This is a genomic window from Candidatus Thermokryptus mobilis, assembly GCF_900070205.1.
GTDB classification, from domain to species: domain Bacteria; phylum Bacteroidota; class Ignavibacteria; order Kryptoniales; family Kryptoniaceae; genus Kryptonium; species Kryptonium mobile.
The window spans coordinates 103,170-127,002 of the sequence record NZ_FAOO01000003.1 but is presented as its reverse complement, the minus strand read 5'-3'; the positions used below and the strand labels follow the sequence as shown (position 1 = coordinate 127,002).

The window sequence follows — 23,833 nt, the reverse complement described above, 5'->3', positions numbered from 1 at the left end:
GATTAAAACGGTTCAGTTATCCCATACCGCTTTAACTTAAGGTAAAGCGTTTTTAAACTAATTCCAAGTACTTCAGCGGTCTTTGATTTATTCCAATTATTTGCCTTAAGGACATTTTCAATATGAATCTTCTCAAGTTCAGCAAGCGAAAGTGAATTAACGGGCTTTTTCGCAAGCTTTGCATAATAATCTTCCTTCAATTCCGGCTTTATAGCTAAGTCCCCAGGCTTTATCAAATCATCTTTTGCAAGGATAGCAGCTCTTTCAATGACATTTTCAAGCTCGCGTATATTCCCAGGCCAATCGTACTCAATCAATATCTTCATCGCTTCTGGACTCATTTTTTTCCGCCCAAGTGTTTTCTTCTTTAAAAAATAATCAACAAAAAGAGGTATATCTTCTTTTCTTTCCCTTAATGCGGGAAGCCGAATCGTAACAACATTTAACCTGTAAAGCAAGTCCTCTCTGAAATTCCCTTTGCGTACCTCTTCACTCAAGTCCTTGTTAGTGGCTGAAATTATTCTAACATCAACTTTAAGAATGTTATTTCCACCAACTCTTCTAAATTCGCCCGTTTCAATAAACCTTAAAAGTTTCGGCTGAACATATTGACTTAAATCCCCAACTTCATCAAGGAACAATGTCCCGCCATTTGCAATCTCAACAAGCCCAGGCTTTGAAGTATAAGCATCCGTAAAAGCCCCTTTTTCGTGTCCAAATAATTCCGATTCAATCAAAGTGTCAGGAATCGCAGCACAATTTATCGCAACGAATGGTTTATCACGCCTTGGGCTATTTTTATGGATAAGGCGTGCTATGACTTCTTTCCCGGTTCCGCTCTCACCATAAATCAAAACAGTTGCATCAGTCCCGGCAACTTTAGCGACAATGTCAAGCACATCTTTAAAAATTTTGCTTTGCCCCACAACTTCATCATCGTGGATGAGGCGCGAAATCTCTTTTTTCATCAACCTGTTTTGAAGTTTCAAATTCCTTCGCTCAAGCGCATTTTGAATTGAAACAAGAAGCTCATCAAAATTATATGGCTTCGTTATAAAATCAAAGGCACCAAGCTTTATCGTCTCAACCGCAAGCTTTATATCTCCATGGGCCGTTATCATAATAACTTCAGTATCCGGTGAAAATTCTTTTATGAACTTTAAAACTTCAATCCCCGAAATCCTCGGCATTTTTATATCAAGCAAGACAAGGTCATAGAGCCCACTTTGAATTTTATTTATCGCCTGAGCTCCATCATTTGCTATATCAACTTCAAACATTTTCGTAGAAAGAAGCTCTTCCTTTAAAAGCTCACATAGGTATTCCTCATCATCTACAACGAGTATTTTCGGTTTAATGCTCCCATCAGGCATTTATCCACCTTCCTTTTTTTCACCTCCAGAAGATAAATCAAACATTCGCAACCTTCCAACATATGGGACGATTTGCTCGCTTCTAAGTTCCCTTAACTTCAAAATCGTATGCTCAATCCTGTCAACATTTTCTTTTATTATCTTGATGTATGTCTTTATATCCACCGGAAGTTCTTTTTTGAGCAAGATGTTCGCAGCAAGTTTTATAGCTGCAAGCGGGTTGTTTATCTCATGGGAAACTGTGATAACCAGCTCTTGAATTGCTTCAATCCTTTGGGAACTTTCATCTCTGTCTTTCTCAATTTCCTTTTTTAAATTTTCCCTTTCAACGATATTAACGATCAAAACTGGCAGTATCGGTCCGATTATATCTTCCTTCACATAATAATCAACTGCACCAAGTTTTAAAACCTCTGAAGCGATTTCATTTTCCTTTGCCCCTGTCAAGAACACAACTGGTATATTTACCCCGCGCGCCTTCAGAATTTTAAGCGCCTCAACCCCATTTAGCCCTGGGAGATAATAATCAAGTATCACAATGTCATAATCACCAGCATTTGACAACTTTTCTATTCCCTTTTCAGCTGAATCAACCCAGTCAATGTTAAAAAAATAACCCCTGTAACTTTTCATGTAATACTTGATTAGACCAGCAATGCTTGAATCATCCTCAACTAAAAGAACTCTCAATTCTGTCTTATCCATAAAACTAAGCACTTTGATTTATCTCTTTAAAAGCCAATTTTGCAAGAGCACCAGCTACATGCGTTTTTATCGTCTTCTTCTTAAGTTCAGTTTCAATATTTTCCCTTATTCCCTCCGTCTTCGCCGTCAATATATTTCTAACAGTTTGCTTTGTCAAACCAAGGATACTAGCTATTTCTGATTCCGTCTTGAAAAATTTTTCCTTCAACACAACTGCATAGCAAGCCTCAATCAAACTCGGAACCCAAGTTAAATGCCTGTATAAAATTAATTTTCTCGGACCCCCAACTATGTCAAGTGCTTTCAAAAAAACTTTCAAAACAAGTTCGTCAACCTGCTCTTCTAACTGGATAACCTCTTCCTCTTTTATGATCGGCATTTTTAAATATCCTCACTTTTTGTTTGCTATTTCCTTTAAAGATGGCCCGATTTTTACAAGACCACTTTCACTTATCTCAAGAAGATATGTATCGGTGCTATGACCAGACATTCTGCAACCGTCAATCCTAAAAAGCCGAACTATCTCACCTATCGGTCGCTTGTAAATTTTCTCGGTATACTGACTATTTATCAAAACTTTTGACAAAACAATTGTCCCATCAACAATATGAGGAATTGCAAACCCACCAGCTGCTTCAGCTGAAAGTTCCTCCTGACCCGACCTCTTCTGAGAAACGAAAATAGCTGTTTGATACCACTTCTTCATAAAATTAAAAAGTTGCCTTACAATAACCCTTGCTATCATCTCCTTCGCCTCATAAAGCCCTGTAACTGAATCAATGACAGTAAATTTGATCTTGTATTTCTTTATCGCATATGCAAGAGTGTTAAGCAAAGTCGGTATATCTTCCCTCAACTTATTAAAAGAAGCAGCATCAATAAAAACGATATTCTCATCAACACTTTTTTCATCAACACCCATAGCTAAAGCCCTCATCTTCATTGAACTCGCAACGAAATGCGCTGGCGATTCCACTGTTATAAAAGCAACCGAATTACCAAGCGAAGCTTGTTTTATAGCGAATTGTTCAGCCATTAAACTCTTCCCCGTATCGGATATCCCAGTTATGTTAAAAACGGAATATTGCGGTATCCCACCAAGTGGGATTAATTTTGCTTTTCCATTTTCAAAAACGGTTGTAAAAAACAAATCATCCAGACCTTCAATCCCCGTCGGAATCCCTTTTATCTCTGGAGCTTTTTTCCCAGTTTCCCTTAAAGTTAAAACCGCTTCCTCTATAATTTCTAACTCCTGCTCTACTACTCCCTCCCTTTCAGCGCCTTGTTTACTCATTTGCTTTTTTAACAAAAGATTCCCTTTTTGAGGTTTAACTTACTAAAAAATACGAACTTTAAATCTTAAAATCAAGCCAAAAGGAACAAAAAAGGCGAGCCGAATGGCTCGCCTCACCAAATCAAAAGAAGAATTTCCTTTTTAAAATTTCAACCTCAACTCAGTTGCAAGGGAGAAAAATCTAAAATCTCCACCTTTCAATACCTCGTTTAAATGCCCGGTTGCTATATTTAGCTCCATAAAAGGCAAATTTATTCCAGTCCCAGCCGAAAGTGCAAATCCCTCAATCCCACCAATTGATACACCAGCCCTTAAAGGTAAAAATCCTATCAAACGCCATTCAATCCCAAGCCCTAACTTTGCTTTATTGACGGAAATTTGCTCGTTCCCTATTGGTTGGTAATAATCAGCTGAAACTAACATTCTCCCAGGGAAAGGCGGAAACAAAGTTTTCAAATCGGTTGCAACCCCAAACCTTATAGCCGTTGGAAGACCTGCTGTAAAACCTTCGTATCTCTTCCTATTAACGTAATCCTCAAAACTTTGTTTTAAGCTATCAAGCTTTTCCTGTGTCGTATATCCAGAGAACTTGAAAACTGTGTCACCAGAAGTAATTATTGCATTTCTCGTCCATTTCACAGAGCCAATGTCTGTTATACTTACACCCACAGCAAAAAGTCCCAAAACTTCGGCACTTGCTCCTATATCAAAACCAAGCCCAGTTCCAGCCGGCGTTGGGAAGGGAGTAAATTTCGCATCCTTATCCCCACCGAGAAAGTCAACGCCTGCCCTTTTTATTAATCCATCCATCTTAGCAGTAATTTCATAGGCACGAGATGAATCACCCGTCTCAATAGTCAAATTAAGTTTATCCGTCCCGATATAACCAAAACCCTGAATAAACTTAACACCAGCGCCAATATTTATATTTTCAACCGCAACCAAATTAATCGGAAGCTTAGTCCCAAATGAAACAGAATACTCCCTTATCCAAGCACCATTGATTCCAAAATTAAAAGAATAAACCGATCCCGGTTTATTTCCGTAAAGCGGGAACTCCAAAAATTCCTTCGGGACAAGAAACTTAGCGATCCCTCTCTCCCTTACACCAAGCCCAAAGCCGACACTTTTTATACGAAATGCTAAACTCAAAACCTTAACATCCATTTGTGTCATTAAGGTCCCGGGATTTTCTAAAAATGAATCAAGAATCTTTTGCTTATCCTCATCGCTCAAATATCTTCCGACTTTTTCGCCTGCACTATCAACACCGGTGAAATAATCAAGGTAAAGCTTATAGCTCAAGAAATTCATTCCAACGCCAACGCCAATCTGTGGCAATAAGCTTAAAGTAAAACTGCTGTTATCATTGTAGATAAGCGGTTTATATTCTTTAACTTCAAATCCAATGCTCCTGAAATTAACAGCTCGCTCCTCCCTTGTCTCTTTCCTTGTTAACTGAATAGTCCCCTTAATTGAAGAAGACCCCCTCACTTTAAAATCAGTTATGATCAATGTCTCGTATCCCTTCTGACTAACCACAACTGTATAAGTTCCTGATGGGATATTTTTGATTGAAAATTCACCACTAAAATTCGCACGCGTGCTCAAATTCAAGTTTCTAACGCTTATCAAAGCACCTGGGATGGGTTGTTTAGTATCGGAATCAATCACACGCCCGGTGAATTCCGCCGTGCCCGAAATTCCCATATAAGCAAGAAGCGCTGGATTTATACCTATTGCATCTATTGTCCTACTTGTTACAGTCGTAGCCCCAGCCATCCCGAGACCGCGAACATTTGATTTATCATCCCCGCCAAAAGCAAAAGAAAAGATCAAAAGCATCGCTAAAATGAGCGCTTTAAACCTCATTGCTTGTTTCCCTTTTTATTTGTTTGAAATTTCAACTCTGTAATTTACCCTACCGTAAATTTTAACCTTTATTGAATCTGTCGTTCTAAACTTAACAATCTCACCGCTATTTGCTGTGGCAATTGATATATAAATGAGCGGACAAATTTCATATCCTTAAACTTTTGAATCTCATCACGGTTAAGTTCAATCACATTTATATATTTCGTGGTTCCAGTTGAAAATCCATCACTCCCAACAGGTGCTGGGCTAATAGTGAAATCATCACTCTTCGGAATGGAAAGAAGTGAGTCCATGACAGCTCCAAGTATCTTTGCTCTAAACTTGACTTCAACACCAAGCCCGTTTTCAACTTCAACGAACAATTCCCCATAATTTGTCTTGTCAATCTCCTTTTTCGTATCCTCGGAAAGCTCCCTAACTTCAGCCGTATCTTCAAACACCGCGTTTGAAATCCCAATACTTGCTGGGAAACTCACCGAAACAGAACCATATACTGAATCTGAAGATGATACCTTACCAAGCTCGTAATTCGGGTTCAGAAAAACATTTCCGCTGACTATAAGATATTCAGGAAGCTCCTCGCTTGCGAACGAATTTATAAAATCAACTATATTGCTGTTATTCTTATTCAAAACTATCCTATGGCTTGAACCTTCAAATCTTCTTTGATCCGAAGGAATTTCAATTGAGTCAACCTTACCGGTCTTTGTGTTTACACCTTTTATTTTCAAATTCAAATCAAATGTGAATTGCGCCGTCTTAAATAAGTTTATCTCAACTTGAATATCATCAAACTTCAAACTTCCTCTAAATTTCTCTCTGTAATCCTTCAAGCCCGTTAAATCAATTTTTTGTTCCTCAAAGCTTATCTCCCTAGGTTTGGCTTTTCCTGAAATTGACTCTATCACAATATCTTTCAAATTTATCTCAGCACTAAGTCCGTCATTCTTATTTATTGTTCTAAATTCATCCCCAGTGTCCTCCGTTCTAACTTCAACCTTATAATCAACCTTGTTCGTCAAGTTCCCAACAAGTTTATAATCCTTAAGATCAAGATTAATAAAAGCCGAATTCTTTCGCCCGATGTCAAGCGATATTTGAAGAGGGTTATTATTTGACCTATTGACAAAATTATACAAAGTTATAGAACCGTTAAGCCCAAGGTCAATGTTGTTGGTTATTTTAATTTCCATTGAACCACTCTTGAAGAGAACTTCATTGATCAAATCGGGTTGCGGTTCATTTGGTTCAAGCACAAAGCTATCTGAGATTACAACTGGTTCTGTCTGCTGTGGGATTCTCGCCTCTGCCGATGCGATGCTCAAATTTTCAAGCGAGGCAGAAACATTGACAAACATTTGATTCACATCAAGATAAACCTGTTGTCCCTCGCTACCTGGGGAAAGCACAGTAACCTTAAGCGATAAATTTGCTAGCAAAGTTTTACCAGCAAGGTCAGCTGTTGCAGTAAGTTCGGAATTTGCATTTATGGTAGCATTTTCAAACAATGTCAAAATCGGCGTTGTCAAATCGTTACTATTATAAATTGCAAGCCCATTTGGAAATTGCAATGGCACAGGCAAACCGTTATTTACAGTCACCTTGATAACCCCGCCATCAAAAGTAACCCACTGAAAATTATCAAAGGCGGTGAAATTCGTTGTAACTGTCTGACCCGGAGCGTTTGATGGAATTATGTAATCTCCAGGTGGCAGATTTGAGGATAAACTTGGGAAAATATCATACGCCTTTATGCTGGCGCTTATTGTTCCCGGATTTTTTATCTCAAAATTTCCAAGTTCAGTTGAGGCGGAAGTTGAAATATCCGATATCTTTAAATTATCCCCAATTTTGGTAGCGTCAAGGTTTTCAGATGTTGAATAATAAATTTGATTTCCAGCGCCAACTTTAAAATATGTTGTATCTTTTTCAATGAGCTCTTTTAGCGTGAATGTCTTGTCAAGTATTGGAACGGTCAAATCAACATCCCAAGTTGGTAAAACTGGCTCGGATGGTTTTTCAAAACAACCGCTTAAAAAAATAAAAAATGGGATACCAAATAGGAGCAAAATTTTTCTTTTCATTTCTTTACCTAAATTTGTTTTGTTTTTCTACCTCAATTTAATGAAAAAGTGAAACAATAAAGTGTGCTTGAAATCACATTTCAAGAAGCCCTTTCAAGTGGGATTCAACGGACAAAGCAAGTGCTTTAAGGTTATAACCACCTTCAAGAACAGAGAGAATCTTTGAATCTGAAAACTTTCTCGCAATCTCACTTGTCAACTCTGTCATCTTATGAAACGCCTCCTCAGTTAAATTCATCCCAGCAAGTGGGTCATCGCGATGCGCATCAAATCCAGCTGAAATAATTATAAACTCCGGCTGAAATTTTTCAAGTGCTGGCACAATTTCCTCGCCGAAAACTTTTAGATAATCTTCATCATCTGAACCAGCTGGCATAGGGAAGTTCAAAGTGAAGCCATAACCTTTTCCCGTTCCTTTTTCATCGCTTGAACCCGTTCCTGGATAAAATGGATATTGATGCAAACTGATATAAAAAACAGTCGGATCATCGTAAAAAATTTCTTGAGTCCCGTTGCCATGATGCACATCCCAATCAATTATTGCTACTTTCCCAACCTTATAAACTTCCTGGGCATATCTTGCTGCAATTGCTACATTGTTAAATAGACAAAAACCCATAACCTTGTCACTTTCAGCGTGATGCCCAGGCGGTCTTATTGCACAGAAAACTTTATCAAACCCGGTTGAAAAAATTTTATCAACACCATCAATCACTCCAGAAACAGCAAGCAAAGCAACATCAAAAGAATCTTTACTTACATAAGTATCACCGAAATCAAGTAATCTAACCCCCGCAAGAATACTGCTTTTGACAAACTCAAAATGCCTTGGCGAATGAACCTTCAAAATCCATCTCTCAACATCACTTCTTATACTCGGTGAAAACCAATCTATCCTATCCTTGATGTCCGATTTCTTTAAATGTTCAACTATTGCAATTAACCTTTCTTTTCTTTCTGGATGACCCGAGCCAGTATCATGCTTTAAATAATCTTCGTGGTAAATTAAGCCAACTTTTTTCATTGTAAAAACTCCCTTATTGTGAATGAAATTGCAAGTAAAAAATTCAAACCATGACTTATGAAACAAAGGACACAATTAACTTTGAGAACCCTGATCAACACATAAATTAAATAAACTCCAAAGCAAACGACAAACCAAGCGATTAGGATAAACGCAATTTTAATATAACCATTTGGGTCTGAAATAACAAGAATGAACGAAGCCACATAGTAGAAAATGCCATAGATAAAATTTGGCAACCCGAGTAAGTGTGCATACCTTGTGTAAATAATTTTCTGACAGGTATTTTCAGATAACTTGCAAATATCAGGTATGGGAAATCTCTGAGGGTTTATAAAACCGAAATAAACAAGCGTAAAATAAAGCGAGATATAAAACCCGATTGTTACAAGCAAAAGTATGGTTATCTCAACCCACATAATAATAAAAAAGCCGACCGTAAGGTCGGCGTTAAATCAAGCTGGTTTTTGAACACGACCAAGTTTTAAGCAGGTCGTGCAAACTTTTATCCTTTTAACCTCGCCGTTAATCACGGCTCTGACTTTTTGCAGATTTGGCAACCATCTCCTTTTTGAAAGGTTGTGAGCGTGGCTTATCCTATGTCCTGTAATTGGTTTTTTGCCACAAATTGCGCAAATGTTCGCCATCGCATTCTTTTAATTTTTTTAAAAAATTTTGAGGCGACGCTGGGATTCGAACCCAGGAATAGCGGTTTTGCAGACCGCCCCCTTAGCCACTTGGGTACGTCGCCTTTTTCCGTTATAAATATAAAAACTGCATCGCAAAAATCAAAATTGTATTTGTAAATGCTTCAACTTAAATTTTCACAAAAAACCCGTTCAATGCCCTTTGAAATTTTCATAGCAAAAAGATATATAAAATCAACCCGATTCACCGGGTTTATCTCATTTATAACTTTGATCGCAATAATTGGAATAATGCTCGGGACATCATCTCTTATCATCGCCCTCTCAATCTCAAACGGCTTTGAAAAAGAACTGAAAGAAAAAGTCATCGGCTTCACATCGCACATCCAAATATCAAAATTTGATGTAAGATACCATCAAAAAGATGATTGGATAAGCCTTGAGAAGCTGAAAAAAATTCCAAATGTTAAATCAGTTTCCCCATTTGCAGGAAGAGAAGCGATGATAAGATCAAACTATGCGATAGAAGGCGTTTATTTGAAGGGAATACTTCCAGAATATGACTTTTCAATAATTAAAAGAAGCATAATTGACGGAAAATATGATTTTGACGAAAGCGATGGAAATGCAAAAATTATAATAGGCAAAAAACTCGCAAATAAAATTGGAGTTGAACTCGGGGATAAAGTCGTAATCGTAGCTATTGATCCAAACAATCCATATTCTTTAACACCAAAAATTGAACAATTTAAAGTCGCTGGAATTTACGAAACAGGAATGGCTGAGTATGACGATATATTCGTTTATGTTCGGCTTGAGCACGCACAATATCTGCTTGATCTTGGAAATAAAGTGAGTGGCTTTGATGTTATGCTTGAAAATATTGATTTGATTGATCAAACTGCCGTTTTAATTCAGGATGTTCTTGGCTATCCTTATTACGCAAGGACTATGTATCAAATGTATAGAAACCTTTTCGCATGGCTTGAGCTACAGAAAAAGCCAGTTCCAATAGTCCTCGGTTTGATAATAATTGTCGCTGTTTTCAACATAATTGGAACGCTCTTGATGATGGTTATTGAAAAGACAAAAGAAATTGGCATATTGAAATCAATGGGGGCTGATTCAAAAAGCATAATGAAAATTTTCATCTACCAGGGCATGTTCATCGGTATAATTGGCACAATTTTGGGAAATATTCTTGCCTACATCCTTTGTTTAATTCAATTAAATTACAAACCTCTTTCCCTCCCCGAAGACATCTATTTTATGAATTCGGTGCCGATTTTACTTGAGCTGTGGAATTTTGCCCTCGTCTCAATAGCTACCCTAACTCTATGTTTTTTTGCAAGTTTAATCCCGTCAATGATTGCCTCACGAATTCAACCTGCTGAGGCAATAAGATTCGCCTGATTAAAACTTGAAACTTTTAAACAAAGTCATTAATTTTGAATAAACAAAACGGCTGATTTTCTCCATTGGTGCAGATTTTAAAAATAATCTGGAATCATGGACTTTTAAGGGTTGCTTTTTTAATTTTACTCGTTTTATTTATCGCTTCACTTTCAATTTATCTCGTGGAAAATTCTCAAAATCATCAATTCTCAAGCGTCTTTGATGGATTATGGTGGGCAATCGTAACGATCACGACGGTTGGCTACGGCGATAAAATTCCAGAGACAACACTTGGTAAAATCATCGCCTTTTTAGTCATGTTCACAGGTGTAACCCTTGTTTCAATGTTCACTGCAACTGTCTCCTCAATCCTCGTTGCAAAAAAGATAAAAGAAAGGGAAGGTCTTGAAAAAGTGGAAATGACAAATCACATAATAATTTGCGGTTGGAATAAAGATACAGAAAGGTTGATAAAAGCCTTGAACCAACTCGGTGAGAAAAGAAACATAAAAATAGTTCTTCTCAACAATCTTCCAGCCGAGAGAATTGAAACGCTTGTGAACACATATAAAAACATAGAGATAAAATTCGTCCGAGGTGACTTCACTCAGGAATCAATACTTGAAAGAGCCAATATCAAACAAGCGAGGATAGTTGTAATTCTACCTGATGAGACGCTCTCACCTGTTCCATCTGATGAAAAAACATTGATAGCGACGCTAAATGTCAAATCAATTAACCCAAATGTAAAAGTTTACGCCCACATAATTGATCGTGAAAACACAAACAATTTGAAAAAGGCAAATGCCGACGAAATAATTGTGACAAACGAATATCTCCCGTCCATCATAGCGAATCAGTTGATTTACCCAGGTGTAATTCAGGTTTTATCCTCGCTTTTGAGTGAGAGTTCAACAATGAAGATACTTCGCCTTAAAATACCGGAGAAATTCATCGGCAGGACATTTTTAGAGCTTTTCAACTACTTCAAAATTGAAAAAAATTATCTCCTCCTTGGTTTCATAGTTGAGAAGGAGACCATAACTCTTGAAAATATACTTTCGCACGACTACACTGAAATTGATGCTTTTATTGAAAGAAAGTTAAAGGAAGCTGGTTTAAATGTTAAGTCACCGCAAGTGAGATTGAACTTAAATCCATCGCTCAACTATGTTATAAACGAAAAGGACGAGGCAATTGTAATTGGAAATATAGCGTAATGATTATGGAGATATCGGATGAAGTCCTGAAGAAAATACCGATTTTCAGCGGAATTAAAGAAGAACATCTTAAAAATCTCAAAAGGATAATTCAGATTCAGGAATTTCCGGAGAATGCGGTTGTTATACGCGAGGGAGAAAAAGGAAAGGAAATTTACATATTGTTAAATGGCGAGGTGGAAGTTTCAAAGTCGCTGGTTTTGAATTTACCCGGATTGGAGCAAAAAGAGAAATCTTTGACGAAGCTTTCCGCAGATGGTTTCCCATTTTTTGGAGAAATGGTTTTATTTGACGATAAAGCTGAAAGGACAGCAACTGTTATAACTACGACTAAATGTTTATTTGCCGTTTTGAAAAAATCGGATATATTAAATCTTGCTGAAAGCGATGCTGAGATAGGATACCTTTTATTTAAAAATATCGCAAGTGCCCTCGCATCTCGGCTTAAAAAAGCAAATAACGACATTTTAAAATTGACGACAGCGCTGAGTTTGATTCTGTCAAGATAGAAATAAAATTTAAAAACAAAATCAATCACATAGATGGAGGAGTTAGCAAAGGCATATAACCCACACGAGGTTGAAGACAAATGGTATGAGTATTGGTTAAAGAACGGTTACTTTTACGCGAAGGTCAACCCAGAGAAAAAGCCATACACAATAGTCATGCCCCCGCCAAATATAACCGGGATGTTAACCCTTGGACATGTTTTGAATAACACGATTCAAGACATTTACATCCGCTGGAAGAGGATGCAAGGTTATGAAGCATGTTGGATCCCAGGGACTGACCACGCTGGAATAGCGACACAAAATGTGGTTGAAAAAGCGCTCGCAAAAGAGGGTCTACGCAGAGAGGACCTTGGAAGAGAAAAGTTCTTGGAAAGGGTATGGAAATGGAAAGAAGAATACGGAAACACGATAATAAAACAACTTAAAAAGCTGGGTGTCTCTTGCGACTGGAAAAGGGAAAGATTCACAATGGATGAAGGTCTTTCAAACGCCGTTAAAGAGGTGTTCATCCGATTATATGAAAAAGGGCTGATTTATCGTGGTAAATACATCGTCAACTGGTGTCCCAGATGTCACACAGCGCTTGCCGATGATGAAGTTGAACACAAAGAACAAAATGGAAAACTTTGGTATATAAAGTACCCGATTGAAAATTCAAACGAATTTATCACAGTTGCAACGACCCGACCTGAAACGATGCTTGGTGATACCGCTGTCGCTGTAAATCCAAAAGATGAAAGATATAAACATTTGATCGGTAAATTCGCAATCCTCCCACTTGTTGGTAGAAGGTTACCCATCATTTCGGATGAAATTGTTGATATGGAATTTGGCACTGGCGCCGTTAAAGTCACCCCAGCCCATGACCCCAACGATTATCTCCTCGCAACCAAGCACAATCTTGAATTTGTAATCATAATGGATACATACGCAAAAATCAATGAAAATGCCCCGGAAAAATACAGAGGACTTGACAGGTTTGAAGCAAGAAAAGAAGTTGTTAAAGACCTTGAAACAAATGGTTATCTTTTTAAGGTTGAGGATTACAATCATGCGGTTGGGAGATGCTATAGATGTGATACAGTGATAGAGCCATATCTATCTGATCAATGGTTTGTAAAGATGAAACCACTTGCTGAAAAGGCACTCCAGGTCGTTCTTGATGGGAAGATAAAATTTTATCCAGAAAGATGGGTCAAGGTTTATGAGCATTGGATGAGAAATGTCAGAGATTGGTGTATATCAAGACAAATTTGGTGGGGACATAGGATACCCGTTTATTACTGTGATGATTGTGATGAAATAATGGTTGAAAGGGAAGAACCAAAAGCTTGCAAGAAATGTAAAAGCACAAGAATTCGTCAGGATGAAGATGTTCTTGATACTTGGTTCAGCTCTTGGCTATGGCCATTTTCAACGCTTGACTGGCCAAAAGATAACCCCGATTTAAGGTATTTTTACCCGACCGATTTACTTGTTACAGGTCCTGATATAATTTTCTTCTGGGTTGCTCGTATGATAATGGCTGGGCTTGAATTTATGGGTGAAATCCCATTTAAAGAAGTTTATTTCACAAGCATAATCAGGGATGAATTTGGCAGAAAGATGTCAAAATCGCTTGGAAATTCACCCGACCCCCTTGATGTGATAAAAGAATATGGGGCGGATGCCCTCAGGTTCACAATTGTATACCTTGCACCGCTTGGTCAAGATATACTTTTCTCAACAAAAAAATGCGAAATTGGAAGAAACTTCGCCAACAAAATTTGGAACGCCGGAAGATTTATCTTGATGAATTTGAAAAATGTTGAAATAAAAGATGAATTAAAATTTGAAAAACTTGACCTCACTGATAAATGGATTTTAAGCAGATTAAACAAAACGATAATTGAATTAAACCGTGCCCTTGAAACATACAGGATAAATGACGCAACCAGAACAATTTACGATTTCCTATGGCATGACTTTTGTGATTGGTATCTTGAAATTGTAAAAGATAGAATCTACTCGCCGAAATCAGAAGATGAAAAAATTGCTGTTTTATCTCGCACCGTCTACATCTTTGAGGAAGCGTTAAAATTGCTTCATCCTTTCATGCCGTTTATAACAGAAGAAATATGGCAAAAACTCCGCAAAAGAGACGAAGGCGACAGCATAATGATTCAACCCTTCCCTGAGCCAGACGAAAAATGGATTGATGAACGAATGACACAAAATATGGAATTCGTTCAAGACTTGATAACTTCAATAAGGGCGATTCGTGCCGAGATGAATGTCCCGCATTCAAGGTATTGCGATGTCATCATCTCCATTGAGGATGAGAACAAACAAGAACTTCTGAATGACTTTTTACCTTACTTAAAGCGATTGGCAAAAGTTGAAAATGTAAAAATTGGCTCAAAATTAAAAAGACCGAAATTTTCAGCAAGTGCTGTAGTTCATGGAACCGAAATTTACATACCGCTTGAAGGATTGATTGATTTTGAAGCTGAAAGGAAGCGCCTTGAAAAAGAAATACAAAGATACGAATCAATGCTTGCCGATGTTGAGAGAAAATTAAACGATGAAAACTTCATCTCAAGGGCACCAAAGGAAATTGTTGAAAAGGAAAGACAGAAATACGAGAACTTCAAATTGACAATTGAAAAGTTGCGTCAAAATTACGCTTATCTTGTTGAATAATTAAGTTCGTTTTCATAACTTTGAAAAAACAAATCAAATTCGTATGGACAGGGATTATCTTGAGAGAATAATTGAAGAGCTTTTACTTGAGGTTAAGAAAGCACATCCGGGGACTGAGATTCCTGGGGGTGTATGTGATCCGAGGGAACCATGTGCAGGGTGTGGTTACTGCGTTGTGCATAAAAAAGAAGCGGTAGAAAATATAATTTCAAATGGTGCCGAAAGGATAAGCGCAACACTTGGAGTCACAGAACAAGGACAAATTGATGGAAATATAGCAAGAATGATTGATCACACTCTCTTAAAACCTGAAGCAACTCCAAAAGACATTGAAAAATTATGTCTTGAGGCGATACAATATCAATTTGCAAGTGTATGTGTAAATCCATGCTATGTACGTCTTGCTTCAGAAATTTTAAAAGGTAGAAAAGTGAAGGTATGCACCGTTATTGGGTTTCCTCTTGGTGCAAATAGAACCGAGACAAAGGTTTTTGAAACGGAGAAAGCAATTGAAGATGGCGCAGAAGAGGTTGATATGGTGATGAACATAGGAATGCTCAAAGGTGGTTATTATGAATATGTTGAGCAAGATATCAGAGCTGTTGTAAATGTCGCTCACAGAAATAATGTCCTGGTCAAGGTGATTTTGGAAACCGCGCTTTTGACCGATGAAGAAAAAGTCAAGGCGTGTCTCCTTGCAAAAAGGGCGAACGCCGACTTCGTCAAAACATCAACTGGGTTTAGCAAAGGTGGTGCAACAGCTGGGGATGTCGCCTTGATGAGAAGGGTTGTCGGAACCGCAATGGGAGTTAAAGCAAGCGGTGGGATTAGAAGTTATGAAGAAGCACTTCAAATGATAAGAAGCGGTGCGGATAGAATCGGGGCAAGCGCAAGTGTTAAAATTATAACTGGAGCGAAGGATGAAGAACGTTCAACGTATTGATCAACATATCAAAAATTGGTTTGTTAAATGAAAAATTTTTTGCCTCTGCTTCTATCTCTTTACTTTATATCTTGTGCTGGGAGCAAAGTTGAAATCAGACCAGAAAATGAACGACCAGGAGAAAAACAAGACACGATTTTAATTTTAAACAAGCCACAAAAACTATTTGACGATTTAATTTATGAAACTGAGACCGACACCGTCATCATACCGAAACGCTCAAAGCAAGCTCAGCCCCAACAAGTCATACTTGCCCCGATTGTGCTTCCGATAATGGCAATTCCATTTCAAAGCGTAGCTGAAAAACCGAAAGAGACAACCCCCGAAGTAAAACCAGAAACTCCAAAGCCGAAAGAAGAGAAACCAGAGCAAGTTAAAACTGAACCCATAAAGTTAGAACCAGAAATAAAGAAACCAAAACCGCCTGAAATTTCAGAGAGCGAAACCCATTTCATCCAAGTCGGCGCTTTCATAACAGAAAGTTCAGCTTTTGAGCAACTAAAGAAATTTAAATCGCTTTATCCAACATATAATGCATACATCTTTTTTGACTCAACATCTGGATTTTATAAAGTTCTAACAGATGGCTTCGCTGATTCAACTGAAGCGAATAAAACTCTCCAAATAGTTCTTCAAAATTTCACAGATGCATTTGTAACCTCGCAGAAAACTTTAAATGTAAAACAGCAAACCGAAGCTGATACCAGTGAGTCACTGGTAAAACTTCAAATCGGCGTCTATTCAAACTATGAAAATGCGTTTAGAATAAAAGAGTATGTTGAGAAAAAATTCAAAATCAGGGTTGAAGTGAAAAAAACAGATGATATATTTAAGGTCTTTGCCCTTTTGAGAAAAGGTGATACTGAGATGCTTAACGAGATAAAATCTGAATTCACCGATGCCTTTGAAATCAAAGAAAATATCAAGTAAATGAAAAAAGTTCTTGCTCTATTAATCTTGGTAGCCCCTCTATATTCGCAGAACAAAGATTCACTTTACTACTATGAGAAACAGTTTAATCCGCAGATATATGACATCAAAGAGCTTGTCTTACCGAAAAAATTTCTTACAGATGAAACGGGGGAGTTAACATCAGGATATAGGGTTCAAATTTTTGTCACAGATCAACTTGACAGTGCAAATTCGGTTAAAAATTATATCCAATCGATTTTATCTTCCGCTGGGATTCAGGCACAAGTTTATATCGTTTATGAACCGCCAAATTATAAAGTTAGAGTTGGGGATTTTGAACATCTACAAGAGGCAAGCTCATTGCGTAATTTTTTTATTGAGAGGGGATTCAAATACGCATGGATTGTCCCCGACAAAATAAAAAAGAGATAGATCAAAATCCGAATTTTCTCAAATAATAATTTTCCCGCCTTCTCATGTTTATCTTTGCACTCCTTGTATCATCTTTATATCCAGCAAGATGTAAAAGCCCATGTGTTGTAAGCCGAGCAACTTCGTTTTCAAAACTAACTTTGTAGCTCTTTGCCTGCTCAAAAGCTCTATCTAAGCTTATGTAAATTTCAGCGATTTTATCCAAAGTTTCAATTTCATCGGATAGATCAAACGCAAGGACATCCGTCGGATGATCGTGATTTAGAAACTGCTTGTTTATACGCTGTATAAAATCATCGCTGACATAAATAAAATTAATCTGAGTAAATCCAAGGGATTCTTCGCTAACGACTTGTTTTATCAACTTTCTAAGTTTTTGAATCGGCAATTTAATTTTCTTTTGCTCGTTAATTATGTTGATTTCCATCAAAATTATTTCCTTATCTTCTTTTCAATTAAAAGTTCGCCCAGCGAAAGTGCTATTCCGGGAATCATAACTTGAGGTTCAAGTTTAGTGAAGTCGCCAGATAAAATTTCCTTTTCAAGATTCGCATAAAAAGAACAAGCACCATTTACTTCAATTATAAGCCCAGATACTCTGCCGTCATGTTCGCTTATGAAAGTGACCTCACCAAGTAAATCACTTGCGACATATCCGGTGCAAAAATGCAGTTGAAGGTGTGAATAAGGCGTATAAACAGAAACCAATGTCCCACTTTTTTTCCCTATTTTTATCTTCGGAAAAATTTCAAGTGAAGTTTTGCCGACATTGAAAAGGAAGGAATTTTTTTGTAATTTCGGTTTCACCTTTAAAACTTCCCCAACCCTTTCAGCATCCCTCTTTGTGAATTTCATCTTTTAAACTCCCACTTTTTATTTAAGTTAAAACTAAAAAACCCCAATTGACTGTTCAAAAGAACAGAACAATTGGGGTTAATATTCTCACCTCATCCAGTTATGTCTGGCTCACACGACAACGACATTAACTGCTTTGGGTCCTTTAGGTCCATCAACAATCTCAAATTCCACAACTGAACCCTCTTCCAGGGTTTTGAAGCGCTTATCGGATTTGATCTCGGAGTAATGGACGAAAACCTCACGTCCATCCTCTGCCTCGATAAATCCGTAGCCCTTCTTGTTGTTGAACCATTTCACCTTACCGCGTGACATCTTACTACTACCTCCTTAAGTTTAACTGCTCAAGCAACCGACCCCTTAAAACGCCCAGGAACCAATTCAACTTGGGTGGTTGCTATCGCTATTTTCACTTGTTCCTGAGCGCAAAAAGTTAGGTTCAATATAATAAATTAATTTGTCAATGTCAAATTAAACCCTAATAAAGCCCTCGGTAAAAATCCTCTCCCAATCCTGAACAATCCTTTCCGCTTCAGCCCAATTCTCAAGCTCTTGACTTCCAATCCCGCCCTTCCTCTGCCATATAAAATAAGCAACCTTTGCAATCGTCTCGCGACGCATCTCTTCATTTTGACGACCAAAAACTTTAACTATAAACCTACTCCCCCTTGCTGTTATAGTAACGCTATCAATCTCACCATCTTTATCAAATAAAATGCCCTTCGGATTTTCTATCTCAAAAACAATCTCACCAATATATTGATAATCTTTGGTCGCCCTAAATAAATAAATTTTATCCCCACTCCCTATCTCCATTCTACAGTGAAACCCGAGAAAATAAACATCCTCAAAAATCCTTTCTTTTTTCCTTCCAACCCCTTTTTCAACCACCATAGGTTTAAATTGATTTCTACGAGAAAATTCAATCAAAAAGTTTTTAATCTCTGACTTTTTTATCCTATCCGCCATATCCCACAGGTTCACGGTTTGTTCTAAATGCTGATATTGAAAACTTATAAATTGCGAAGCCCTCGGATATGACAAACAATTTTAAAATGTGCTCCCCGTAGTCAAAATTATTGACTATTTCATAATACCTCGGCTCACAAATGCGAATATAACTTTGACCACACTCAACAAAAACATCCTCCCCACGATTTTCATCACTCAACGGTTCGCCATCTTGCGTTACGATTAAATTTATTTCTTCGCCATTTGTTGATTCAGCGACCATCCCAACATTTGTCCCAATGTAAGGCAATATGATAACTCCAAGCGATGCCTCAGCCGGTTGATGCTTGAAAAAGTGTTTCCCGTTATACCACTCGCCCGATAGATAAAATTTACCGTTGATGTAAATCTCGGGGTCTTCATATTTTATGACTGATTCAGAAGCAAAACCTTCAGGATTCCCGAGCGAGCCACCAGAGTAACCAGCGTAAATTTCAGGTATAACTTTGTAAAAAAACGATTCATCAAATTCATGTCTTGAGCCAATCGGCAATGGGAAATCACCACGATATCCTGCTTTTATAAGGAGCGATTGAATATTGAACTCAACCTCCCAAAGTCGCCTCGTTCCGATGTGCGAATACGAGATCAACCCATCGCGATTTATGAGAATAATTGTAGGCAGTTCAAGAACTTTATATCTACTTAAATTAATCCAATCATTGTCAACGGCGATCGGGAAATTTATCCCAAGTCGTTTTATTTCACGACTTATATTTTCAACATTAGTTTCAAACGGAAACTTTGGCACATGAACTCCAAACATAAAAAGTCCCTTTTCAAAATATCTTCTTTCCCATTCCTTTAGATATCTACTGAGCTCAACCCATTCGCGGCTTGCATAGTTGAAAAACAGAAGCAAAACAACCTTACCTCGCAAAATTTCAAAAAATATCGGCTCGGAATTTAACCAGAAATTCGCCACTATGTTTACCGCTCTGTCGCTTTCCTCTGTTTGTCTTCTGTAGTTATACATTTCACTTGACAAAATTTTTTCTAAAAACAATCTAAACAACTAAATTTTAACTTGCAAATTTTAAAACTGGCGAAAGTTTTCCGTTTTTGCTTTGAAATTATTTAGTGCTTAATTTATATAAAAACAAGGAAAAAAGCGATGAAACCAGATTTAAAATCAATTTTTAAGCAAATTGAAAAGGTTCAAGAGGAGCTTGAGAGGGTTCAAGCGGAGTTAGAAAATAAAACTGTCACAGAAGAAGTGGGCGGTGGGATGGTGAAGGTAACAGTTAATGGCAAGAGAGAGGTTGTAAAAATTGAAATTGAAAGAGAAGTTGTTAATCCAGATGATATAGAAATGCTTGAGGACCTTCTCATTGCTGCGGTAAATAAAGCACTTCAAAGTGCGGATAAAATGATAAGTGAAGAAATTGCAAAGGTCACAAGTGGGCTTTTGCCCGGGATTCCCGGACTTCCATTTAACTTCCCCGGGTTTAAAGCTTGAAATAAACTCCCCTTCAAGATATGCTTTACACATCCGAAAGCTTAGAAAATTTGATTGAAGAACTCACAAAGTTCCCTGGGATTGGGCGTAAAACAGCACAAAGAATCGCAATGTTCATTTTGAAACAACCAAAAGAAGAAGTTGAAAAACTTGTAAAAGCGATAATTGATGTAAAAGAGAAAATAAAGTATTGTTCAATTTGTTTCAACATAACCGAAACCGATCCTTGTCCTATATGTTCAAATCCTAAAAGGGATAAATCAACCATCTGTGTAGTTGAGGAGCCAATGGATGTCCTTGCCATTGAAAAAACAAATGAATACAGTGGTGTTTATCATGTTCTTGGTGGGGTCATAAACCCGCTTGAAGGGATTGGTCCCGAAGATCTGAAGATAAAAGAACTCATCTCACGGATATCAGCTGGTGGAGTTAACGAGGTTATAATCGCTTTAAATCCAAGCGTTGAAGGGGAAACGACATCTATGTATGTTGCAAACTTGATAAAACCATTTGGGGTCAAGGTGTCAAGAATAGCTCGTGGTTTGCCCATAGGAACAGCGCTTGAATATGCAGATACCGCAACGATAGTAAGAGCAATTGAAAACAGAACCACTTTATGAAGAAAAAAATCCTTATAACTTCACCACCCGGGACGGGGAAGACGACAGCGATAAAAAAATTCATAGACCTCGCAAAAGAAAACTTCAAAATGTCTGGTTTTTTAACCGAGGAGATAAGGGATAAGTTGGGTAAAAGAACAGGCTTTAAAATTTTAACTCTTGATGGTAAAATTGGAATTCTTGCCGACATAAATCTAAAATCGCCCTATAAAGTTGGGAAATATGGCGTTAATATAAAAGACATTGAAAACATAGCGATTCCTTCAATTGATGCCGACACCGAGGTGATAGTAATTGATGAGATCGGGAAGATGGAATGTTATTCAAAAACATTTGTCCGAAAGGTTTTTTCCTTGCTTGATTCGGATAAAATTCTTGTTGGAACGATAAAAGAGAAAGGCGATGAAATCATTGACAAAATAAAATCACATCAAGATGTGGAGTTGATAAAACTGACAATTGAAAATCGTGATGAAATTCCGATGATGATTTTTGAGCGGGTTAAGAAAATTTTACAAGGCGCGCAAAAGCGCGCCATTTAAAAAATTAAATTTTCATCTCAAGAAGTTCCCTTGCAATTATTATCCTCTGAATCTCCGATGTTCCCTCGTAAATTTCTGTTATTTTTGAATCCCTCAGGTATCTTTCAACTGGGAAATCCTTTATATACCCATATCCTCCATAAATTTGCACTGCTTCAAGCGATGCCTCAACTGCAACTTGTGATGCGAAAAGTTTCGCCATTGATGCCTCCTTCACATATCTTTCACCTCTGTCTTTTTTCCAAGCTGCAAAAAGCGTCAGCAAACGAGCAGCTTCAATCTTCGTAGCCATATCAGCAATTTTAAACTGTATCGCCTGATGCTCAGCCAAAAGCTTACCGAAAGTTTTCCTCTCTTTAGCATATTTAATTGACGCTTCAAGCGATGCTTGAGCTATCCCAAGGGCTTGGGCAGCTATGCCTATCCTTCCGCCGTTTAATGTCGTCATAGCTATTTTAAATCCCATCCCTTCTTCGCCAAGCCGATTAACAGCAGGAACTTTACAGTCCTCAAAAACTATTTGCGCGGTGTCCGAACTTCTTATTCCAAGCTTTCGCTCTTTTTTAGCAACTATAACTCCTGGAAAATCCTTCTCAACTATGAACGCCGAAATTCCCTTTGAGCCCTTCTCCTTATCCGTTTGTGCAAATACGATGAGTATATTAGCATAAACGCCGTTAGTTATAAAATTTTTCGTCCCGTTCAAAATGTAGAAATCGCCATCTCTTACAGCTGTTGTTCTTTGATTTGAGGCATCGCTTCCGGCTTCTGGTTCAGAAAGACAAAAAGCTCCGAGCAATTCACCCCGAGCAAGTCGCGGAAGGTATTTTAATTTTTGCTCTTCCGTCCCATAAGTTTCAATTGGCCAACATACGAGCGAATTATTAACCGACATTATAACCCCAACAGATGCGTCAACCTTTGATATCTCTTCCATCGCAAGTACATAACTTATAGTGTCAAGTCCAGCTCCTCCGTATGTTTCTGAAACCATCATTCCCATAAAACCAAGTTCAGCGAGCTTTTTAACCTCTTCATGCGGGAATTCCTCTTTTTCATCCCGCTCCGACGCTTTTGGCGCAAGTTCCTCAACCGCGAATTTTCTCGCGGTCTCTTTGATCATCAATTGTTCCTCCGTGAATTGGAAGTTCATTGCTGTGTTTTATTATTTTGTTGTTGAGTATAATCGTAAAATCCCTTTCCTGATTTTCTACCCAGATAACCCGCTGCAACCATTTTCTTCAACAATGGGCACGGTCTATACTTCGGGTCTCCAAATCCCTCATATAAGACATTCATAATTGAAAGACAGACATCAAGTCCGATTAAATCAGCAAGCGCAAGTGGTCCCATCGGATGGTTCATCCCAAGTTTCATCACTGTGTCAATATCTTCCGCTGACGCAACGCCCTCCATCAAGCAGTAAATCGCTTCATTTATCATCGGCATCAAAATACGATTTGAAACGAACCCAGGATAATCCTTTACCTCAACTGTAACTTTGCCGAGCTTTTCGGCAAGTTCCTTTGTAATTCTAAATGTCTCATCGGATGTGTCATGACCGCGGATTATCTCAACAAGTTTCATCACTGGCACAGGATTAAAAAAGTGCATTCCTATGACTTTATCTGGGCGATTTGTCACCGAGGCAATTTCAGTGATTGAAATAGAAGATGTGTTCGTCGCAAGCACTGCTTCTGGTTTACAGGTCAAATCAAGCGTTTTGAAAATGTCTTTCTTTATCTTGACATTTTCGGTAGCAGCTTCAATCACAAAGTCAGCATCTTTTGCTCCACTCTCAAGAGAAGTAAAAGTACTAATCCTGGCTATTGCCTGTTCCCTTTCCTCCTCTGTCATCAAGCCCTTTTTGATTTGCCTATCCATGTTTTGCCGTATAACATTGATAGCCCTTTCAAGAACATTCTTGTTGATGTCAATCAAATTTACAAGATATCCATTTTGTGAAAGAACATGAGCAATTCCGCTTCCCATTGTTCCCGCCCCAACGACCGTAACTTTTTTGATCTCCATAGTTAAGTGCTCCAAATTTTTGTTTTTAATTTATTTACTCAAAGCATTTTTATTATTTCCTCCACGCTTTTAATTCCAGCTTTAACCATATCAACGCTTTCCCCACCACGATAATAATATGCAGTGCTCAAATATGCCTTCAGTTTACCATTTTTCGGAATCCTTGAGATCACCGAAAAATACTCTTCAATTGAAGTCGGCAATTTCTCAAGCGATA

Annotated in this window: 26 protein-coding genes and 1 tRNA gene; 10 read left to right on the top strand and 17 right to left on the bottom strand. The window is 37.9% G+C overall.

Annotation, left to right across the window (positions count from 1 at the left end; all coding sequences use genetic code 11):
- Positions 1–2: 2 nt before the first annotated feature.
- The 10 genes from FKZ43_RS02805 to FKZ43_RS02760 form a co-directional block, all read right to left on the bottom strand.
- Positions 3–1,373: a sigma-54-dependent transcriptional regulator gene (locus FKZ43_RS02805; RefSeq protein ID WP_140944361.1), complete on the bottom strand. Its 1,371-nt coding sequence runs from the start codon at positions 1,371–1,373 to the stop codon at positions 3–5.
- Entirely contained in the window at positions 1,374–2,078 is a 705-nt protein-coding gene (locus FKZ43_RS02800; RefSeq protein ID WP_140944360.1) for a response regulator, read from the bottom strand.
- 4 nt (positions 2,079–2,082) lie between these two features.
- Positions 2,083–2,457, bottom strand: coding sequence for a regulatory domain protein (locus FKZ43_RS02795; RefSeq protein ID WP_140944359.1), 375 nt, complete (start codon positions 2,455–2,457; stop codon positions 2,083–2,085).
- A 12-nt stretch (positions 2,458–2,469) separates the two neighbouring features.
- Positions 2,470–3,372 (bottom strand): KaiC domain-containing protein, encoded by a 903-nt coding sequence (locus tag FKZ43_RS02790; protein ID WP_140944358.1) that lies wholly within the window; start codon positions 3,370–3,372, stop codon positions 2,470–2,472.
- Positions 3,373–3,513: 141 nt separating this feature from the next.
- Positions 3,514–5,244, bottom strand: coding sequence for a DUF5723 family protein (locus FKZ43_RS02785; RefSeq protein WP_140944357.1), 1,731 nt, complete (start codon positions 5,242–5,244; stop codon positions 3,514–3,516).
- Positions 5,245–5,312: 68 nt separating this feature from the next.
- A complete protein-coding gene (locus FKZ43_RS02780) occupies positions 5,313–7,331 on the bottom strand; it encodes a hypothetical protein (RefSeq protein ID WP_140944356.1) in 2,019 nt (672 codons plus the stop codon).
- Between the two features lie 73 nt (positions 7,332–7,404).
- Complete coding sequence (locus FKZ43_RS02775; protein ID WP_140944355.1) at positions 7,405–8,355, bottom strand: histone deacetylase family protein; 951 nt, start codon at positions 8,353–8,355, stop codon at positions 7,405–7,407.
- Positions 8,352–8,774, bottom strand: a complete 423-nt coding sequence (locus FKZ43_RS02770) for a vitamin K epoxide reductase family protein (RefSeq protein ID WP_140944354.1) — start codon at positions 8,772–8,774, stop codon at positions 8,352–8,354. The genes FKZ43_RS02775 and FKZ43_RS02770 overlap by 4 nt, the downstream gene beginning before the upstream one ends.
- Before the next feature lie 36 nt (positions 8,775–8,810).
- Positions 8,811–9,002 carry a 50S ribosomal protein L28 gene (gene rpmB, locus FKZ43_RS02765; RefSeq protein WP_140944353.1) on the bottom strand — a complete coding sequence of 64 codons (192 nt, stop codon included), beginning with the start codon at positions 9,000–9,002 and terminating at the stop codon, positions 8,811–8,813.
- A 31-nt stretch (positions 9,003–9,033) separates the two neighbouring features.
- Positions 9,034–9,106 (bottom strand) — tRNA-Cys (locus FKZ43_RS02760).
- A 91-nt stretch (positions 9,107–9,197) separates the two neighbouring features.
- Here FKZ43_RS02760 and FKZ43_RS02755 point away from each other — a divergent pair.
- The 7 genes from FKZ43_RS02755 to FKZ43_RS02725 all read left to right on the top strand — a co-directional run bounded on the left by FKZ43_RS02755 (position 9,198) and on the right by FKZ43_RS02725 (position 17,098).
- Positions 9,198–10,415: an FtsX-like permease family protein gene (locus tag FKZ43_RS02755; protein ID WP_181180224.1), complete on the top strand. Its 1,218-nt coding sequence runs from the start codon at positions 9,198–9,200 to the stop codon at positions 10,413–10,415.
- A 68-nt stretch (positions 10,416–10,483) separates the two neighbouring features.
- Complete coding sequence (locus tag FKZ43_RS02750; RefSeq protein WP_181180223.1) at positions 10,484–11,617, top strand: potassium channel family protein; 1,134 nt, start codon at positions 10,484–10,486, stop codon at positions 11,615–11,617.
- Positions 11,617–12,126: a cyclic nucleotide-binding domain-containing protein gene (locus tag FKZ43_RS02745; RefSeq protein ID WP_140944350.1), complete on the top strand. Its 510-nt coding sequence runs from the start codon at positions 11,617–11,619 to the stop codon at positions 12,124–12,126. The genes FKZ43_RS02750 and FKZ43_RS02745 overlap by 1 nt, the downstream gene beginning before the upstream one ends.
- 33 nt (positions 12,127–12,159) lie before the next feature.
- The gene (locus FKZ43_RS02740) at positions 12,160–14,811 is read left to right on the top strand and encodes a valine--tRNA ligase (RefSeq protein ID WP_140944349.1); all 2,652 of its coding nucleotides are present in this window, start codon (positions 12,160–12,162) and stop codon (positions 14,809–14,811) included.
- 283 nt (positions 14,812–15,094) lie between these two features.
- The gene (gene deoC / locus FKZ43_RS02735; RefSeq protein WP_235894669.1) at positions 15,095–15,754 is read left to right on the top strand and encodes a deoxyribose-phosphate aldolase; all 660 of its coding nucleotides are present in this window, start codon (positions 15,095–15,097) and stop codon (positions 15,752–15,754) included.
- Positions 15,755–15,781: 27 nt separating this feature from the next.
- The gene (locus tag FKZ43_RS02730; RefSeq protein WP_140944347.1) at positions 15,782–16,684 is read left to right on the top strand and encodes an SPOR domain-containing protein; all 903 of its coding nucleotides are present in this window, start codon (positions 15,782–15,784) and stop codon (positions 16,682–16,684) included.
- Complete coding sequence (locus FKZ43_RS02725; protein WP_140944346.1) at positions 16,685–17,098, top strand: SPOR domain-containing protein; 414 nt, start codon at positions 16,685–16,687, stop codon at positions 17,096–17,098. It begins immediately after the preceding gene.
- A 1-nt stretch (position 17,099) separates the two neighbouring features.
- Here the strand turns inward: FKZ43_RS02725 and ybeY are convergent, their stop codons facing one another.
- From ybeY to FKZ43_RS02700, 5 genes are all read right to left on the bottom strand, one after another.
- Positions 17,100–17,525, bottom strand: coding sequence for an rRNA maturation RNase YbeY (gene ybeY / locus FKZ43_RS02720; protein ID WP_140944345.1), 426 nt, complete (start codon positions 17,523–17,525; stop codon positions 17,100–17,102).
- A 5-nt stretch (positions 17,526–17,530) separates the two neighbouring features.
- The gene (locus FKZ43_RS02715) at positions 17,531–17,953 is read right to left on the bottom strand and encodes a hypothetical protein (protein WP_140944344.1); all 423 of its coding nucleotides are present in this window, start codon (positions 17,951–17,953) and stop codon (positions 17,531–17,533) included.
- Positions 17,954–18,064: 111 nt separating this feature from the next.
- On the bottom strand, positions 18,065–18,268 hold the full coding sequence (locus FKZ43_RS02710; protein WP_140944343.1) for a cold-shock protein: 204 nt from the start codon (positions 18,266–18,268) through the stop codon (positions 18,065–18,067).
- Positions 18,269–18,424: 156 nt separating this feature from the next.
- Positions 18,425–18,922: a DUF2934 domain-containing protein gene (locus FKZ43_RS02705; RefSeq protein ID WP_140944342.1), complete on the bottom strand. Its 498-nt coding sequence runs from the start codon at positions 18,920–18,922 to the stop codon at positions 18,425–18,427.
- Positions 18,912–19,940, bottom strand: a complete 1,029-nt coding sequence (locus tag FKZ43_RS02700) for a thioredoxin domain-containing protein (protein ID WP_140944341.1) — start codon at positions 19,938–19,940, stop codon at positions 18,912–18,914. The genes FKZ43_RS02705 and FKZ43_RS02700 overlap by 11 nt, the downstream gene beginning before the upstream one ends.
- Positions 19,941–20,078: 138 nt before the next feature.
- On the opposite strand from FKZ43_RS02700, the gene FKZ43_RS02695 reads away from it, so the two are divergent.
- The 3 genes from FKZ43_RS02695 to FKZ43_RS02685 are packed head-to-tail and all read left to right on the top strand — an operon-like array spanning position 20,079 to position 21,585.
- Complete coding sequence (locus FKZ43_RS02695; RefSeq protein WP_140944340.1) at positions 20,079–20,423, top strand: YbaB/EbfC family nucleoid-associated protein; 345 nt, start codon at positions 20,079–20,081, stop codon at positions 20,421–20,423.
- Positions 20,424–20,443: 20 nt separating this feature from the next.
- Entirely contained in the window at positions 20,444–21,043 is a 600-nt protein-coding gene (gene recR, locus FKZ43_RS02690) for a recombination mediator RecR (RefSeq protein WP_140944339.1), read from the top strand.
- Positions 21,040–21,585 (top strand): NTPase, encoded by a 546-nt coding sequence (locus FKZ43_RS02685; protein ID WP_140944338.1) that lies wholly within the window; start codon positions 21,040–21,042, stop codon positions 21,583–21,585. Before recR ends, FKZ43_RS02685 begins: the two co-directional genes overlap by 4 nt.
- A 4-nt stretch (positions 21,586–21,589) precedes the next feature.
- On the opposite strand, the gene FKZ43_RS02680 is transcribed toward FKZ43_RS02685, so the two are convergent.
- The gene (locus FKZ43_RS02680; RefSeq protein ID WP_140944337.1) at positions 21,590–22,738 is read right to left on the bottom strand and encodes an acyl-CoA dehydrogenase; all 1,149 of its coding nucleotides are present in this window, start codon (positions 22,736–22,738) and stop codon (positions 21,590–21,592) included.
- A complete protein-coding gene (locus FKZ43_RS02675; RefSeq protein ID WP_419951026.1) occupies positions 22,735–23,616 on the bottom strand; it encodes a 3-hydroxybutyryl-CoA dehydrogenase in 882 nt (293 codons plus the stop codon). Before FKZ43_RS02675 ends, FKZ43_RS02680 begins: the two co-directional genes overlap by 4 nt.
- Positions 23,617–23,833: the final 217 nt, after the last annotated feature.